The organism is Tessaracoccus yangjingae (genome assembly GCF_054483935.1).
Genome location: NZ_CM137014.1, coordinates 453,760 through 468,275, shown reverse-complemented (window position 1 = coordinate 468,275; position 14,516 = coordinate 453,760). Strand labels below are relative to the sequence as shown.

General features: G+C 68.8%; 9 protein-coding genes. 5 read left to right on the top strand and 4 right to left on the bottom strand.

Annotated features, from left to right (window positions below; genetic code table 11):
* Window positions 1-6: 6 nt before the first annotated feature.
* A complete protein-coding gene (gene trhA, locus ACX1D3_RS02000; protein ID WP_458995309.1) occupies window positions 7-684 on the bottom strand; it encodes a PAQR family membrane homeostasis protein TrhA in 678 nt (225 codons plus the stop codon).
* A 324-nt stretch (window positions 685-1,008) separates the two neighbouring features.
* On the opposite strand from trhA, the gene ACX1D3_RS01995 reads away from it, so the two are divergent.
* Together ACX1D3_RS01995 and ACX1D3_RS01990 are read left to right on the top strand one after the other, a co-directional pair.
* Window positions 1,009-1,539, top strand: a complete 531-nt coding sequence (locus ACX1D3_RS01995; protein WP_458995308.1) for a hypothetical protein — start codon at window positions 1,009-1,011, stop codon at window positions 1,537-1,539.
* 115 nt (window positions 1,540-1,654) lie between these two features.
* On the top strand, window positions 1,655-4,771 hold the full coding sequence (locus ACX1D3_RS01990; protein ID WP_458995307.1) for a type I restriction endonuclease subunit R: 3,117 nt from the start codon (window positions 1,655-1,657) through the stop codon (window positions 4,769-4,771).
* 14 nt (window positions 4,772-4,785) lie between these two features.
* Here ACX1D3_RS01990 and ald read toward each other — a convergent pair whose 3' ends face one another.
* Window positions 4,786-5,907 (bottom strand): alanine dehydrogenase, encoded by a 1,122-nt coding sequence (ald, locus tag ACX1D3_RS01985; RefSeq protein WP_458995306.1) that lies wholly within the window; start codon window positions 5,905-5,907, stop codon window positions 4,786-4,788.
* 289 nt (window positions 5,908-6,196) lie between these two features.
* Between ald and ACX1D3_RS01980 the strand changes: the two genes are divergently transcribed.
* The 3 genes from ACX1D3_RS01980 to ACX1D3_RS01970 all read left to right on the top strand — a co-directional run bounded on the left by ACX1D3_RS01980 (window position 6,197) and on the right by ACX1D3_RS01970 (window position 9,569).
* Window positions 6,197-7,054 (top strand): septal ring lytic transglycosylase RlpA family protein, encoded by an 858-nt coding sequence (locus ACX1D3_RS01980; RefSeq protein ID WP_458995305.1) that lies wholly within the window; start codon window positions 6,197-6,199, stop codon window positions 7,052-7,054.
* 572 nt (window positions 7,055-7,626) lie between these two features.
* Window positions 7,627-8,628 carry an ABC transporter permease subunit gene (locus ACX1D3_RS01975; protein WP_458995304.1) on the top strand — a complete coding sequence of 334 codons (1,002 nt, stop codon included), beginning with the start codon at window positions 7,627-7,629 and terminating at the stop codon, window positions 8,626-8,628.
* A 14-nt stretch (window positions 8,629-8,642) separates the two neighbouring features.
* A complete protein-coding gene (locus tag ACX1D3_RS01970) occupies window positions 8,643-9,569 on the top strand; it encodes a carbohydrate ABC transporter permease (protein WP_458995303.1) in 927 nt (308 codons plus the stop codon).
* Window positions 9,570-11,183: 1,614 nt separating this feature from the next.
* Here ACX1D3_RS01970 and ACX1D3_RS01965 read toward each other — a convergent pair.
* Both ACX1D3_RS01965 and ACX1D3_RS01960 read right to left on the bottom strand, forming a co-directional pair.
* Window positions 11,184-13,208 (bottom strand): glycoside hydrolase family 3 protein, encoded by a 2,025-nt coding sequence (locus ACX1D3_RS01965; protein WP_458995302.1) that lies wholly within the window; start codon window positions 13,206-13,208, stop codon window positions 11,184-11,186.
* Window positions 13,209-13,454: 246 nt separating this feature from the next.
* Window positions 13,455-14,423 carry a LacI family DNA-binding transcriptional regulator gene (locus ACX1D3_RS01960; protein ID WP_458995301.1) on the bottom strand — a complete coding sequence of 323 codons (969 nt, stop codon included), beginning with the start codon at window positions 14,421-14,423 and terminating at the stop codon, window positions 13,455-13,457.
* Between the last annotated feature and the right edge of the window lie 93 nt (window positions 14,424-14,516).

Sequence of the window (14,516 nt, the reverse complement as noted above, 5' to 3'; positions counted from 1 at the left end):
GCCAGGTCACGCGGGCAACACGTAGAAGTACATCAAGAGGTAGTGCAGGAACGCCGCCACGGCCACGAGCACATGCCAGATCTCGTGAAAGCCGAATGTCCCGGGCCAGGGGTTCGGGCGCTCGATCACGTAGATCACGAAGCCCGCGCTGTACACCAGGCCGCCCGCCGCCAGCAGGACGAGCGCCATGGGCGGCAGTGAGACGTCCGCACCCATCAGCACGACGCCCATCCAGCCCAGCGTGATGTAGAGGGTGTTGGTGACGTACTTCGGGACCCGTCGCCACACGGAGCGCAGCACGATCCCAAGGATCGCGACCACCCACACCGCGCCGAACACCGCCCATCCGTACACGGTGCGGAAGAGCACCAGCACCAGGGGCGTGACCGTGCCGGCGATGAGGAAGAAGACCGACGCGTAGTCGACCGTCCGCAGAGCTTCATTCAGCCGGGGCCCACGATCGAGCCCATGGTGGAGCGTGCTCGCCGCGAACAGCGTCATGAGCGACAGGCCGTAGATGCTGAAGCCGACGACCTTCCAGGGGTCTCCTAGAGCGACGGCCTGGGAGACGAGCAGGACCGTCCCCAAGACCGAGAAACAGAAGGCCGCCAGGTGCGAGAGGGTGTTGAACCGCTCGTCGGTCACGTGGACGCTGCCGTCCCTGCTTCTGTTGGTGGTGCTCACAAGCCGCCTTCCGCCGTGTGGCCGTGCGTGAGGGAGGTCCCGTCCTGGACGTAGTTTACCGGGGCGGAACTGTCGTACCTGCGCCCTTGCGTCGGCGTCAGAAGTAGGCACTCAGGTCGGCACGCGAGCGGTAGGAGGTCCTCATTGGCCACATGATCGATCTGGACGCCACGGAATGCATCGTGGGGCAGGTTCGCCTGGGAAAGCGAGGTCGGTGTCATCGTTGAGGGCAATGATGTCCCGGCCCGATCCCTGGGAGCCGTATGCTAACCTCCCTTCATTCGGGAGGCAATGATGCCCTCGGCAGATTTGGGGGAATCTTTTATGCGACGCGCAGCAACCACGTTCACGCTCATTCTGGTCGGTACCGCAGCCCTGGTCCTTGCTGGATGCTCTGGTTCGGCAGACCCAACCGTCGAACCCACTACCGTGGCGACGACGACCACCTCGGAGCCCACCGAGGCCGCAGCCACGGAAGAGGCGGACGTGGAGAAGGAAGCCGATGCCCCCGATCTGTCGCTCGCGAGCGCCTGCCTGAGTTTGGCAGAGCCGCTCCAGAAGGCCAATTCGGCGATGCTTGAGATCACGGAGTCAGCCACCAACGACGCGCAGTCGGCTGTGGACTCGTGGCGAGCGCTCTCTGCGGCATTCGAGGATTTCGGCGCGACTGCCGCCAACCCCGAGGTCGCCGCGTTGTCCGCCTCTGTCGGAGATACCGGTCACGCTCTGACAGACGTTCTGGAGAAGGTGTACGTCGAGAAGAACATGGACGCAATGGGGGATTTTGCCCAGGCAAACGACGCGTTCTTCAAGGCTTACCAGGAGCTGCTCGGCTTGTGCGGTAGCACGCAGTAGAGGCGGGTTTTCTTGTCTCCTGCCGCAGCGCGATAGTGGCGCCCGCGGCCGCCGATAACGGGCCTTCTCGCACGCCGCGCCGGATGCGGACGGACATGCGGGCAGACTAGGGCTCATGCTCGAAGACGACCTCGAACTTCTCGCCCACGACTACCTGGGCGAACTCGGGTGGCGTCCGGTCCACGGCTCTGAGCTCAACGCCCGCCGCGCGTCGGCGGCGGACCCGGTGCTCGTCGTCGACTTCCGCGCGGCGCTGGCGCGCCTCAATCCGGCCGTGCCCGCGACACTCCTGGACCAGGCCGTCACAGAGATCCTGGCACCCGCGTCGCAGGACGCCGCCTCGGAGAACCTGCGCCTCCACGAACTCATGGTGCACGGCTACCGCGGGGTCAGCTGGCTGGAGCCCGACGGCACCGAGCGCACCCCCACGCTGCGGCTGATCGACCCGGACCCGTCGGCCAACGACTGGCTGGCCGCCCGCCAGGTGATCGTCCGCGACCGCGACGCCCACCGTCGCTTCGACCTCGTCCTCTACTGCAACGGCCTGCCCGTCGGCATCGTGGAGCTCAAGAACTCCGGCGACCAGTCCGCCACGGTCGCCACCGCCCACGCCCAGCTCGCCACCTACCTGCGCGAGTTCCCGATGGCCTTCCGCGCCTGCGTGGTCACGCTCATCAGCGACGGGGTGGTGGCGAAGTACGGCAACCCGTTCGCTCCGCTCAACCACTACGCCGAATGGAACGTCGACGACGACGGCCTCCCGCTCGCCGACCAGGCGCCCGCGCTCGAATCGCTGCTCGACGGCGTGGCCAACCTAGAGCGCTTCGGCCAGCTCATGCGGAACTTCACCGCCTTCGCCGAGGGGGAGGGCGGCATCCTCAAGCGCACCGCCAAGCCGCACCAGTACTTCGCCGTCACCAAGGCCGTCGGCCGTACAGTCCAGGCCGTCGAGAGCGACGGCAAGGCTGGCGTCGTCTGGCACACGCAGGGCTCCGGCAAGTCGCTGGAGATGGAGTTCTACGCCAACCTCCTCCTCCGCACCACCCGCCTCCGGAACCCCACCGTCGTGGTGGTGACCGACCGCACCGAGCTCGACGGCCAACTCTTCGACGGCTTCGCCGCCTCGAAGCTGTTCCCCGAGAAGCCGGAGCAGGTGTACACCCGCGAGGCCCTCCGCACGGCGCTCACCGAGCGCAACTCCGGCGGGATCCTGTTCACCACGCTGCAGAAGTTCGGCCGCACGCAGCAGGAGCGCGAGGCCGGCCGCGAGCATCCGCTGCTGTCGGAGCGGCGCAACATCGTGGTGATCGTCGACGAGGCACACCGCAGCCACTACGACGACCTCGACGGCTACGCCCGCCACCTCGCCGATGCCCTCCCCAATGCCACCCTCATCGCCTTCACCGGCACCCCGATCAGCTTCACCGACCGCAATACCCGCGAGGTGTTCGGCGACTACATCGACATCTACGACCTCACCCGCGCCGTCGCGGACGGTGCCACCGTGCCGGTGTACTACGAGCCGCGGCTGGTCACCGTCGGGTTCGACGACGGCGTCACCTCGGAGCAGCTCGACGCGGCCGCCGACGAGCTCACCCGCGACCTCGACGAGACCGAGCGCGAACAGGTCGAGCGGTCGGTGGCCGTCATCAACTCCATCTACGGCGCGCCCGAGCGGCTGCGCACCCTGGCCGCGGACATCGTCGAGCACTGGGAGAAGCGCCGAGCGCGGGTGGTCGCGGAGATCGAGGGGCCGGGCAAGGGGATGATCGTGTGCGCGACGCGCGAGATCGCGGCCAACCTCTACCGGCAGATCGTCGAGCTGCGGCCCGACTGGCACTCGGATGCCATCGACGGCGGACGCATCAAGGTGGTCTACTCCGGCACGGCCTCGGACCAGCCGCCGATCAGTGACCACGTGCGCCGCGAGTCCGAGAACAAGGTGATCAAGAAGCGGCTGGCCACCGCGGAGGACGTGCTGGAGCTCGTCATTGTCAAGGACATGATGCTGACCGGGTACGACTCCCCGCCGCTGCACACCCTCTACCTCGACCGTCCGCTCAAGGGCGCCCTGCTCATGCAGACCCTCGCCCGGGTCAACCGGACGTTCCGGGGCAAGTCCGCCGGCCTGCTGGTGGCCTACGCGCCGCTCACCGACAACCTCGCCCACGCGCTTGCCGAGTACACCCTCTCCGACCAGCGCGAACGCCCGATGGGTCGCGACGTGGGCGAGGCCGTCGAGCTGGCGCGGGCGCTCGTGGACCAGCTCCGCGAGCTCGTCCGCCCGGTGAACTGGCGCGCCAAGCTCGGCACGCCCCGCGGCTGGATGGACGCCGCCCGTCTGTTGACCGCCTGGCTGCGGGACCCGCGGAACCCGGGCAACCGCGTCGAAGAGGGGCACGCGACGCTCACCGACCGCTACCGGCACCTCACCACTCAGCTCGGCCGCGCCTGGGCGCTGTCGGCGGGAGCGGAGAATCTGGCCGACATCGCCGACGAAGTCCGGTTCTACGTGGAGGTCCGGGCCTGGGTGGCGAAGCTGGACGCCGCCGAGCGGGAGGCCACCGGGCGGCCGGTGCCGGAGGAGGTGGCGCGGGCGCTGCTCGCCGTCGTCGAGGACTCCACCGACTCGCGCGACGTCATCGACATCTACCAGATGGCGCAGATCACCCCGCCCGACTTCGACCACCTGGCACCGTCGGTGCTGGAGGAGGCGCAGGCGTCGCAGAACCCGCAGCTGGCCATCGAGGCGCTGCGCGCCGCGCTGCTGCTGGAGGCGGCGCGCGTGTCCGGCCGCAACCTGGTGCGGCAGCAGACCTTCGGGGACCGGGTTGCAGACGTCATCAACCGCTACACCAACGGGCAGCTGACCTCCGCCGAGGTGCTGCTTGAACTGTGGCGCACCGCAGAGGAGATCGCGTCCGAGGCTCGACGGGGGGAGCAGTTCGACCCGCCGCTCGGCACCGACGAGCTGGCCGTCTACGACGCCGTCGCGGCGAACGACTCGGCGATGGAGGTGCTGGGCCAGCCCGTGCTGGGGCAGATCGCGCGCGAGCTGGTCGAGCTGCTGAGGCGCGACGCGAAGACGGATTGGACGGTACGCGACGACGTGCGCGCGTCCATCCGCGCCAAGATCAAGCGCCTGCTGCGCAAGTACAAGTACCCGCCGGACCGCTCCGAAGAGGCGGTCAAGCTCGTGGTGCAGCAGATGGAGGTGCTGTCGCGGGTGTAGGCGCGCCGGATGGTTCAGTCGGCGCCGAGCACCGCCGCGACACTCGCGCACTCGCGTCCGAACGCCTCCGCCACCGGCCGCGACACCAGCGCCCCGCCGTGCGTGGACAACCCCCTCGCCAGTGCCTCGTCGCGACGCATGGCCTCCCGCCAGCCGTGGTCCGCGATCGCCTCGACGTAGGCCAGGGTCGCGTTCGTCAGCGCCCACGTCGACGTGTTGGGCACCACCCCGGGGATGTTCGAGACGCAGTAGAACGTGGAGCCCTCCACCTGGAACGTGGGGTTCTCGTGCGTCGTGGGGCGTGAGCTCTGGAAGCAGCCGCCCTGGTCGATGGACACGTCAACCAGCACCGATCCCGGCTTCATGGAGGCCACCAAGTCGTCGGTGACCAGCTTCGGCGCCCGCGCGCCAGGCACGAGCACCGTGCCGATGACGAGGTCCGCCCCCAGCACCTGTTCGCGCACCGCCAGCGTCGACGACGCGATCTGGTGCACCCGGTTGTCCCACCTCCAGAAGCTCATCCGCAGCTTCTGCAGGTCGGTGTCGAGGAGGGTGACGTCGGCGCCCATGCCGAGCGCGATGTTGGCGGCGTTCTGGCCCGCCACGCCCGCCCCGAGCACCACCACCTTCGCGTTGGCCACCCCGCCGATCCCGCCGAGCAGCACGCCCCGGCCGCCCTGGTTCTTCAGCAGCGCGTGCGCGCCCACCTGGGGCGCGAGGCAGCCGGCCACCTCGCTCATCGGGTAGAGCAGCGGCAGCAGCCCCGACGACAGCTGCACCGTCTCATAGGCGATCGACGTCGTTCCGGCGGCCAGCAGCGCATCCACCAGCGGCTCGTCGGCGGCGAGGTGCAGGTAGGTGAACAGCACCAGGCCCTCTCGGAGCCGGTGGTACTCCTCCGCGATGGGTTCCTTCACCTTCAGTACCAGCTCGGCGTCGCCCCACGCGGTGTCGGCGTCCTTGACGATCTCGGCGCCCACCGCGCGGTAGTCGTCGTCGCTGAACGACGAGCCCACCCCCGCGTCGTGCTCCACGAGGACGCGGTGTCCGCGGGCGGTCAGTTCGTGCACCCCGACGGGGGTGATGGCCACCCGGAACTCGCTGTTCTTCGTCTCTCGGGGCACGCCGATGCGCATGGGTCGCTCCTTGCGGGGTCGCGGGCCGCGACGTTGCGGCCGACGCTTCAGGCTAGCGGCCAGCCGGTCCGGCCGTGGATCACTCGGGCGGTCGCAGGGCCTCGAGCTGCCGACACCTCAAGCCTCGCCTGAGGCTTCTCAGTTGGTGCCCTGTTGCGCGTGAGGAAAAGCCCTGGCCAGAGGCGGGGGGTGAACCAAGCTGAGAATTACATCTGAGAAATTCTTGGAATTCTCAGGTATCGGGTGTTACGGTCGGGCCCTCGCGGATCCGTGGAAAGGACCCACCACCATGTTCAAGCGCTTCCTCCTCGCGGCCATGGCCACGCTGATGGGCGCGGTGTCCCTCGGCGCCGTCGCACCCGGCGTCGCGCACGCGGCCACCGATCCCTACACGCAGCCGGGCCAGCACTACGTCAACGGCCGCTACTGGCGCACGGAATGCGAGAACTACTCGGACACCGTCATCCGGTGCCGCACCGAGATCTGGGCCACCAAGGTGGTCAAGGAGAACGGGGCATACCGCCAGCGCAACGGGTGGGTGTTCAACAACCTGACGTACCTGGCCTCGGACCGCGCGCAGTGGGAGGGCAACCCCCTGGGCAACAAGGGCACCTGGACGGACGCCGACGGCCGCGCCTGGCGCACCGACTGCGACAGCGAGGTGACCGGCGGCAACGGCTGCCGCACCTACGCGGAGTCCACCGTCGTCAGCTACCAGAACGGCCGCTACGTGCAGTACGCCACCGAGGTCTTCAACAACCTGGTGCACTTCTCCTCCGACGGCGCCGCCCCGGTGACCGCCATCCCGCCGCGCACCCCGGACATCGAGGGCTTCCCCGTCGAGCCAGACCCCTCGTCGGCCCCCGTCACCACCTGCAAGGCCTCGTACTACTGGCAGGGCAGCAAGACCGCCAACGGCGAGAGCTACAACCCTGACGGCTTGACCGCCGCCCACCGCACGCTGCCCTTCAACACCATGGTCCGCGTGGTCAACCCGGCCAACGGCAAGGAGGTCACGGTCCGGATCAACGACCGCGGGCCCTTCATCGACGGCCGCTGCATGGACCTCTCGCGCGGGGCCATGACCATCCTCGGCGGCACCTCCGCCGGCGTGATCACCATCAACTACCAGGTTCTGCCTGGCTGAGCGGGGATCCCCCCTCCCCGACCGACGGGGCCGCGCCGACCGCGCGGCCCCGTCGGTCTTTCTGCGCGCCCAGGTCTAGGTGGGAGTCGGCACGAATCGCCGTCGGAGTTGGGGGTCGAGGTCGCTGGGGGCGTCGGGGTCGGGTTGCGACGGCGTGTCGTGCTCAGGGGGAGGCGGCCGGGTGGTGGGGGCGCGACGGTGGGGGCGGCGGGGTGCGGGTTGTGCCCGGTCGGGGTGGGCACGAATCGCCGTCGGAGTTGGGGGTCGAGGTTGCTATGGGCGTCGGGGGCGGGTTGCGACGGCGTGTCGTGCTCATGGGGCGGCGGCCGGGTGGTGGGGGCGCGACGGCGTGTCGTGCTCAGGTGGGCGGCGGATCGTCGCTGCGATTCGAGAGATTGAGAGCGCTCTACAAGGGCTATTGCGCTGAGGATACTCTCGGGTTACCATGAGTCGTCGAAACGCTTCGCCAACGGAGGCAGTGTGAATATGAACCAGGAACAAGCGCCCACGCCGGGTGTCCATCCAGGCACCGACGCGCTCGCGCCGGTGTCGCGGCCCGAGGGCAGGGGCCGATGACTGTCGCGGCCCCGGTGCAGCCCCCGAAGCCGGAGGTGGTCGCCTCGGCCAAGCGGAAGCTCCGCCGAGGCGACGCCCCCGCCGGGTCCACCTCGTCGCGGCGCAAGCCCTCGAAGGCGATGTTCCTCAGCATCCTGCCCTTCCTCATCCTCGTCTTCCTGTTCTCGTACTTCCCGCTCTACGGGTGGATCTACTCGCTCTACGACTACCGTCCGGCGCTCGGCCTCTCCGGCAGCGAGTTCGTGGGGCTGCAGTGGTTCCGGCTCCTCGTCGGCTCGCCCACGCAGCTGGCCCAGATCGGCCAGGTCATGGCCAACACGCTGGGCATGAGCTTCATCGGCATCGCGTCCTCGGTGCTCCCGCTCGCGTTCGCCGTGTTCCTCAACGAGATCCGCGCGCCGTGGTTCAGGAACGCCATCCAGACCCTGACCACGCTGCCCAACTTCATCTCGTGGGTGCTGGTCTACATGATCGCGTTCTCGATGTTCTCCACCACCGGCCTGGTCAACTCGCTCATGCTGGACTCCGGCCTCATCACCGTGCCGATGAAGTTCCTGGACACGGACCAGCACATCTGGCTCACCATGGCCGCCTGGGGCATCTGGAAGACCGTCGGCTGGGGCGCCATCATGTACCTCGCTGCCATCGCCGGGATCGACCAGGCGCTCTACGAGTCGGCCAAGGTCGACGGCGCCGGCCGGTTCCAGACCATGTGGTACATCACCGTCCCACAGCTCATGCCCACGTACTTCGTTCTCCTGCTGCTGTCCATCGCGAACCTGCTCAACAACGGCATGGAGCAGTACTACGTGTTCCAGAACGCCTTCAACAAGACCTACATCCAGGTGCTGGACCTCTACGTCTACAACATCGGCATCACGGGCAACAGCCTGTCGATGGCCACGGCGATCAGCATGCTCAAGTCCATCATCTCGGTGGTCCTCCTCCTGTCGGTCAACGCCCTCGCCAAGCGCGTGCGCGGCACGTCCCTCATCTGATCGGAGCAGCAGACATGACCGCACTCGCGCACCAGCCCACCCGCATCGTCGAAGAGAAGGGATCCTTCGTCTTCCACGGGATCAACTACCTGATCTTCGCCCTCCTGGCGCTCATCTGCGCCTACCCCTTCTACTACCTCATCATCAACTCGATCAGCGCCAACGACATCGCCGCCCAGGGCGACGTGCGGTGGTGGCCGGTCGGCCTCCAGTTGCAGAACTACGCGCAGGTGTTCAGCCTGCCCGGCCTGCCGCAGGCGGCGCTCGTCTCGATCGGCCGCACGGTGCTGGGCACCGCCGCGACGGTCCTGGCCTCCGCGTTCCTCGGCTTCATGTTCACCCAGCCGCGGCTGTGGAAGCGGCAGCTCTGGTACCGGCTCGTCGTCATCACCATGTACTTCAACGCGGGCCTCATCCCGGTGTTCATCATCATGAAGACCCTCGGGCTGACCAACAACTTCTGGGTCTACGTCCTGCCGTTCGTGGTCCAGCCGTTCAACATCATCCTGGTCAAGACCTACGTCGAGTCCATGCCGGACTCGCTGCAGGAGGCGGCCGAGGTCGACGGCGCGAACGTGTTCCAGACGTTCTTCCGCATCGTCCTGCCCAACATGACCCCCATCCTCGCCACGGTGGCCATCTTCTCCGCCGTCGCGCAGTGGAACAGCTTCCAGGACACGCTGCTCTACATCACGGACCAGAGCCTCTACACGCTCCAGTTCCTGCTCTACATGTTCATCAACCAGGCGGCCTCCCTGGCGGCCGCGGCTCAGCAGGCGGGCGGCAACCTGGGCTCCATCGCCTCGGCCGCCACCTCTCAGACGGCGACGTCGATCCGCACCACCGTGTCGGTCATCGTCGTGCTGCCGATCATCTTCATCTACCCACTCTTCCAGCGGTTCTTCGTCAAGGGGATCATGCTCGGCGCCGTCAAGGGATGACGGTCCGGCTCCCTCACCTCCAGAAAGGAAACCCAATGCAGTACAGGAAGGCTGTGGCCCTTGTGGTCGCACCATTGATGGGTCTCGCCGGGCTCGCAGCCTGCAGCCCCGAGCAGGCTCCCGCCGACGACTCGTCGCAGGCCGCCAGCGGCACGTTCCCCACCGAGTGGTCCGAGGAGATCACCATCGACGTGTTCGACGGCCTGGCCAACCAGATGGGCGAGCAGCCCGGATGGTTCGCCAAGATCGTCAAGGACAAGTTCAACATGAAGCTCAACATCATCGCCCCCAACGTGGCGGGCGGCGGTGACACGCTCTACAACACCCGCGTCGCGGCGGGCGAGCTGGGTGACCTCATCGTCACCGACAAGGGCGAGAAGCTCGACGAGCTGGTCCAGGGCGGTCTGCTCCTCGACGCCTCCCAGTACTACCCGGCCATGTCGAACGCCGCCGTGTTCGACGCCGCCGTGACCCGCCTCAACGAGGGCAAGGACGGCACGTACGCCTTCCCGACTCAGGTCTCGCAGCTGAAGCCCACGGACTCGAGCGAGGGCATCGACCCCACCTTCGGCCCGTTCGTCCGCTGGGACCTGTACGCGGAGCTCGGCTACCCGGAGATCGGCACGCTGGAGGACCTGCTGCCGGTGCTCAAGAAGATGCAGGACGCCGAGCCCACCGCCCCCAACGGCAAGAAGACCTACGCGCTGTCCATGTTCAAGGACTGGGACGGCAACATGATGAACAACGCCAAGCAGCCCGCCACCTTCTACGGCTTCGACGAGATCGGCTTCGTCTACGCCAAGGCCGACGGCTCCGAGTACCAGAGCGTCATCGACTCCGACTCCGCCTACGTGCGCAACCTGCGCTTCTTCTACGAGGCCAACCAGCTGGGCATCATGGACCCCGAGTCCACCACTCAGAACTACGACACCCTGTTCTCCAAGTACCAGAACGGCCAGGTCCTGTTCTCCTGGTGGCCCTGGCAGGGACAGTCGGCCTACAACACCACCGACAACGTCAACGCCGGCAAGGGCTTCATGATCGCCCCGCTGCAGGATATGCAGGTGTTCTCCTACGGCGCCGAGCCGTTCGGCGGCAAGCAGGTCATGGCCATCGGCTCCAAGGCCGAGGACCCGGAGCGCGTCGCGGCGTTCATCGACTGGCTGTACTCCCCCGAGGGCACCTACTCCAACAACAGCCAGACCATGGGCGCGGCCGGCCCGCAGGGCCTGACCTGGGACGTCAACGCCGAGGGTGCGCCTGAGCTCACCGAGTTCGGCATGAAGGCCCTCGTCGGCGGCGGCGCAACCGTGCCCGACGAGTGGGGCGGCGGCACCTACGAGGACGGCGCGTCCTGGCTCAACACCACGCTCGTGCTGCCCATCGACGTCGACGAGAACACCGGCGCCCCGTTCAGCTACAAGATGTGGGAGACCTTCCAGGCCGCCACGTCGAACCCGCTGATCGAGGACTGGTCCGCGCAGATGGGTGGCGCGGCCACGACGATGGACTACCTGAAGGCGGAGGACAAGATCATGGTCGCCCCCGGCGCGAGCTACACGGCCCCCGCCGACAGCTCGGAGATCGAGACCCTGCGCAACCAGGTGAAGGCGATCATCGTCCAGGAGTCGTGGAAGATGTCGTTCGCGGCCAACGACGCCGAGTTCGAGTCGCTGCTGGCCAACATGCAGGAGACCGCGCGGGGCCTCGGCTACGACCAGGTCCTCGACCGTCGCCGCAGCGCACCTCCACCTCGCCGCCGAGGCCCGTGGCCACCCGCAGGCGCACGCTCAACCGCTCGGGCAGGGGCTCGACGGAGGGCCACGCCACCCGCCCGGCCCCAGCCCGCGCCCGGTAGCCGGAGCCCCGCAGCGCACCCGCCGCGACCGACGGCGCCGCGACGATCCGCCAGCTCGGCTCGGGCCGGTCAACGGTCTCGCGGCCGTTGAGATGCGGGTCGTTGCCCACCGCCACCAGCACCACGTCGGCGCCCGCGGCAGCCCTGGCCACCTCGTCGGGGCCGCTGCTCAGCACCTCGACGTCGAACCGCTCGGCGGTGGCCAGGTCGTCGGACGAGGAGCTGACGAGCCCGCCCCAGGACTCGACGCGCAGCCAGCGCCGGCTCCCGCGGTGCTGCAGGGACCAGCTGCCGTCCTCGTGCGCGTGCCGCACGAAGTGCTCGTGCGTGACCCAGCCGCCCGGGCGCGTGGAGTCGACGCGGACCATGCCCTCGTCGGAGCCTCGCCAGAGCAGGCCGGTGGGGTCGTGGCGGAGCGTGACCACGTCGGATCCCCACTCGACGACGGCGAACGCCGAGGCCTCGGCGTCGTGGCCCTGATCGGCCACAAGCACGCCGTCTTCCGCCCGCGACACCGCCAGCCCGGTGGTCCGCGACCGCAGCACCACCCGGTCTGCGCCGTCGTGCGCGCTGACCTCGTGGGTCTCGGCCGCGGCCGCGGCGAGCGTGACCATGTAGGGCGGGGTGCCGGAGTACCAGTCGTGCTTGACCACCTCCGCCATCGGCCCGACGACGGCCACGCGCGCGCCCGCGGCGAGCGGGAGGACGCCGTCGTTGGCCAGCACGGTGACCTGCGCGGCGGAGGCCCGGCGGGCGAGCTCGCGGTGGGCCGGGGTGTCGAGTTGGTCTGCGGTGATGCCCGCGTACGGGTCCGCCTCCGGGGTGAGCTCCCCGGTCAGCGCCCGCACCAGCAGCACGCGCCGGGCGGCGCGGCGGACGTCGTCCATGGTGAGCAGGCCCTGTGCGAGGGCCGCCTTGATGGCCGCGAGCGTGGAGGAGGAGTCCGCGTCGTGGTCGGTGAAGGAGTCCAGGCCTGCGAGGATCGCGGCCGCGTGGGAATCGGCCTCCGTGGGGTAGGCCCGCTCGGCGCCGGTGAGGTTGGTGGGCGCGTAGGCGTCGGAGACCGCGATCAGGTCCGGATTCGCCGCCCGCACGGCCTCGAACAGCTCCTGCGAGGTGTGCGCCGGGCGGCCGTTGACCAGGTTGTAGGCGGCCATCACGCCGCCCACCACGCCTGCGGCGATGGGCTCGACGAACGGCGGGAGGTCGTACTCGTGCAGCACGCGGGGCGGCAGGCTCGACGACGACGTGCAGCGGTCCTGCTCGTTGTTGTAGGCCAGCAGGTGCTTGAGGGTGGGCACGGTCTTCCAGAACACGTCGTGGTCCCCGCGGAGCCCTGAGGAGTAGGCGATGGCGCACTCGGCGGTGACGTGCGGGTCCTCGGAGTAGCCCTCCTCGTTGCGCCCCCACAAGGGGTGGCGCAGCGGGTTGACCACGGGTGCCCACACGTTGAGCGACATCCCGACGGGGTCAGCCGCGTGCTTGGCGCGCACCTCCGTGGAGGTGGCCTCGCCGATCTCGCGCAGCAGCCCGGCGTCCCACGTGGCCGCCATGCCCACCGGCTGCGGGAAGACCGTGGCGGTGCCGGTCCAGGCGACGCCGTGCAGGGCCTCGGCGCCGGTGTGGAACTCCGCCAGGCCGTGATCCGGCATCGCCGGGTTGACCTGGTGGAGGAGGGCGACCGCCTCGTCGTCGCTGAGGCGCGCAAGTGTCGCGGCCACCAGATCCTCGAGGGTCGCGCGGGTGGGAGTGGTGCTGCTGGTCGTCGAGTCAGAAGCCATGAGGTCGAAGCCTTTCGATGCTTGAGTGGCGGCGGTGCCCGCAGTGATCGTTGCCCCAATGATGCACTATCTACGCTGCGTGCGCGAGACCGGGCGCCCAATCCGCCCCGAGGTGTTGCGGCCTGAGGCGCCGTCGTGATTCACTTGTGTCGAAATGATTCGACGACGAATCGACAGACCAGCTCAGCGAAGGAGTGCAATGCGATCCGGCCCGCAGCGCGCACCGTCACCGGCCGCGCCGACGGTTCACTCCACCCGCGGAGCCACCAGCCGTCGCTCCGGCAGGGAGTGGTCGTTGACCAGTGCCATCAGCATGTCCACGGCCGTGGACCCGATGGTGGTGCCGGGGATGTCGATGACCGTCATCGGCAGCAGCGGCGCCAGCAGCAACGACTTCGGCCCGATGGCCACCACCGCCACCGAGTCGGCCACCTCGGGGCCCCGTCGAGCCAGCGCGGTGATGACGCCCGGCAGCGCGGCCTCGTTGTGCACGATCAGCCCGGTGATGCCGGACTCCACCAACTCGTCGATGAGCGGCGACGCCTCCATGGGGTCGTCGCCGCAGGCCAGGCGCTGCAGCTCGATGTGGTGGGCCTCGGCCTCCCGCTCCGCGCCTCGCGCCAGCCGCACCGCGTACGACGTGCCGCGGGTGTGCACCGCGGGCGACGAACCGATGAGCGCGATGCGGGTGTGCCCGGCCGTGGCCAGCTTCCGCACGGCCATCGAGCCGGCGGACTCGAAGTCGAAGTCGATGCAGCTCAAGGATCCCGGGTCCTCCGGCATGCCGATCAGCACGCTCGGCTGGCGCAGCGCGGCCAGCGTGGGGAGCCGGCTGTCGCGGGACTCGACGTCCATGACGATGAAGCCGTCCACCATCGAGCGCAGCGAGACGCCCTCGATGCCTGAGGCGTCCGGCTCGGTGACCAGGAGGACGTCGTGCTCGAAGTGACGCGCCCTCGTGGCGATGCCGGCGACGAACTGCATGATGACGTCCACGTTGACGCCTGGACGCAGCGGCGTGACCAGGCCCAGCACGTGCGTCTTGGACGACGCCAGGGCGCGAGCCCCGGCGTGGGGGCGGTAGTTGAGCTCGTCGATGGCCTTGAGCACCCGCTCGCGCGTGGAATCGGAGATGGGTCGCCGGCCGCTCAGCACGTAGGAGACGGTGGACTGCGAGACCCCCGCCTTGCGTGCGACTTCCTGGATACCAGCCATCGTGACCCCTTGTCCCAGGGCGGGAGCGGCGGGGTCCGGCCCCTTCGGCCCGACGGGCCGGCGCCGTCTTCATACGGCCCTGTGAAAGCCAAG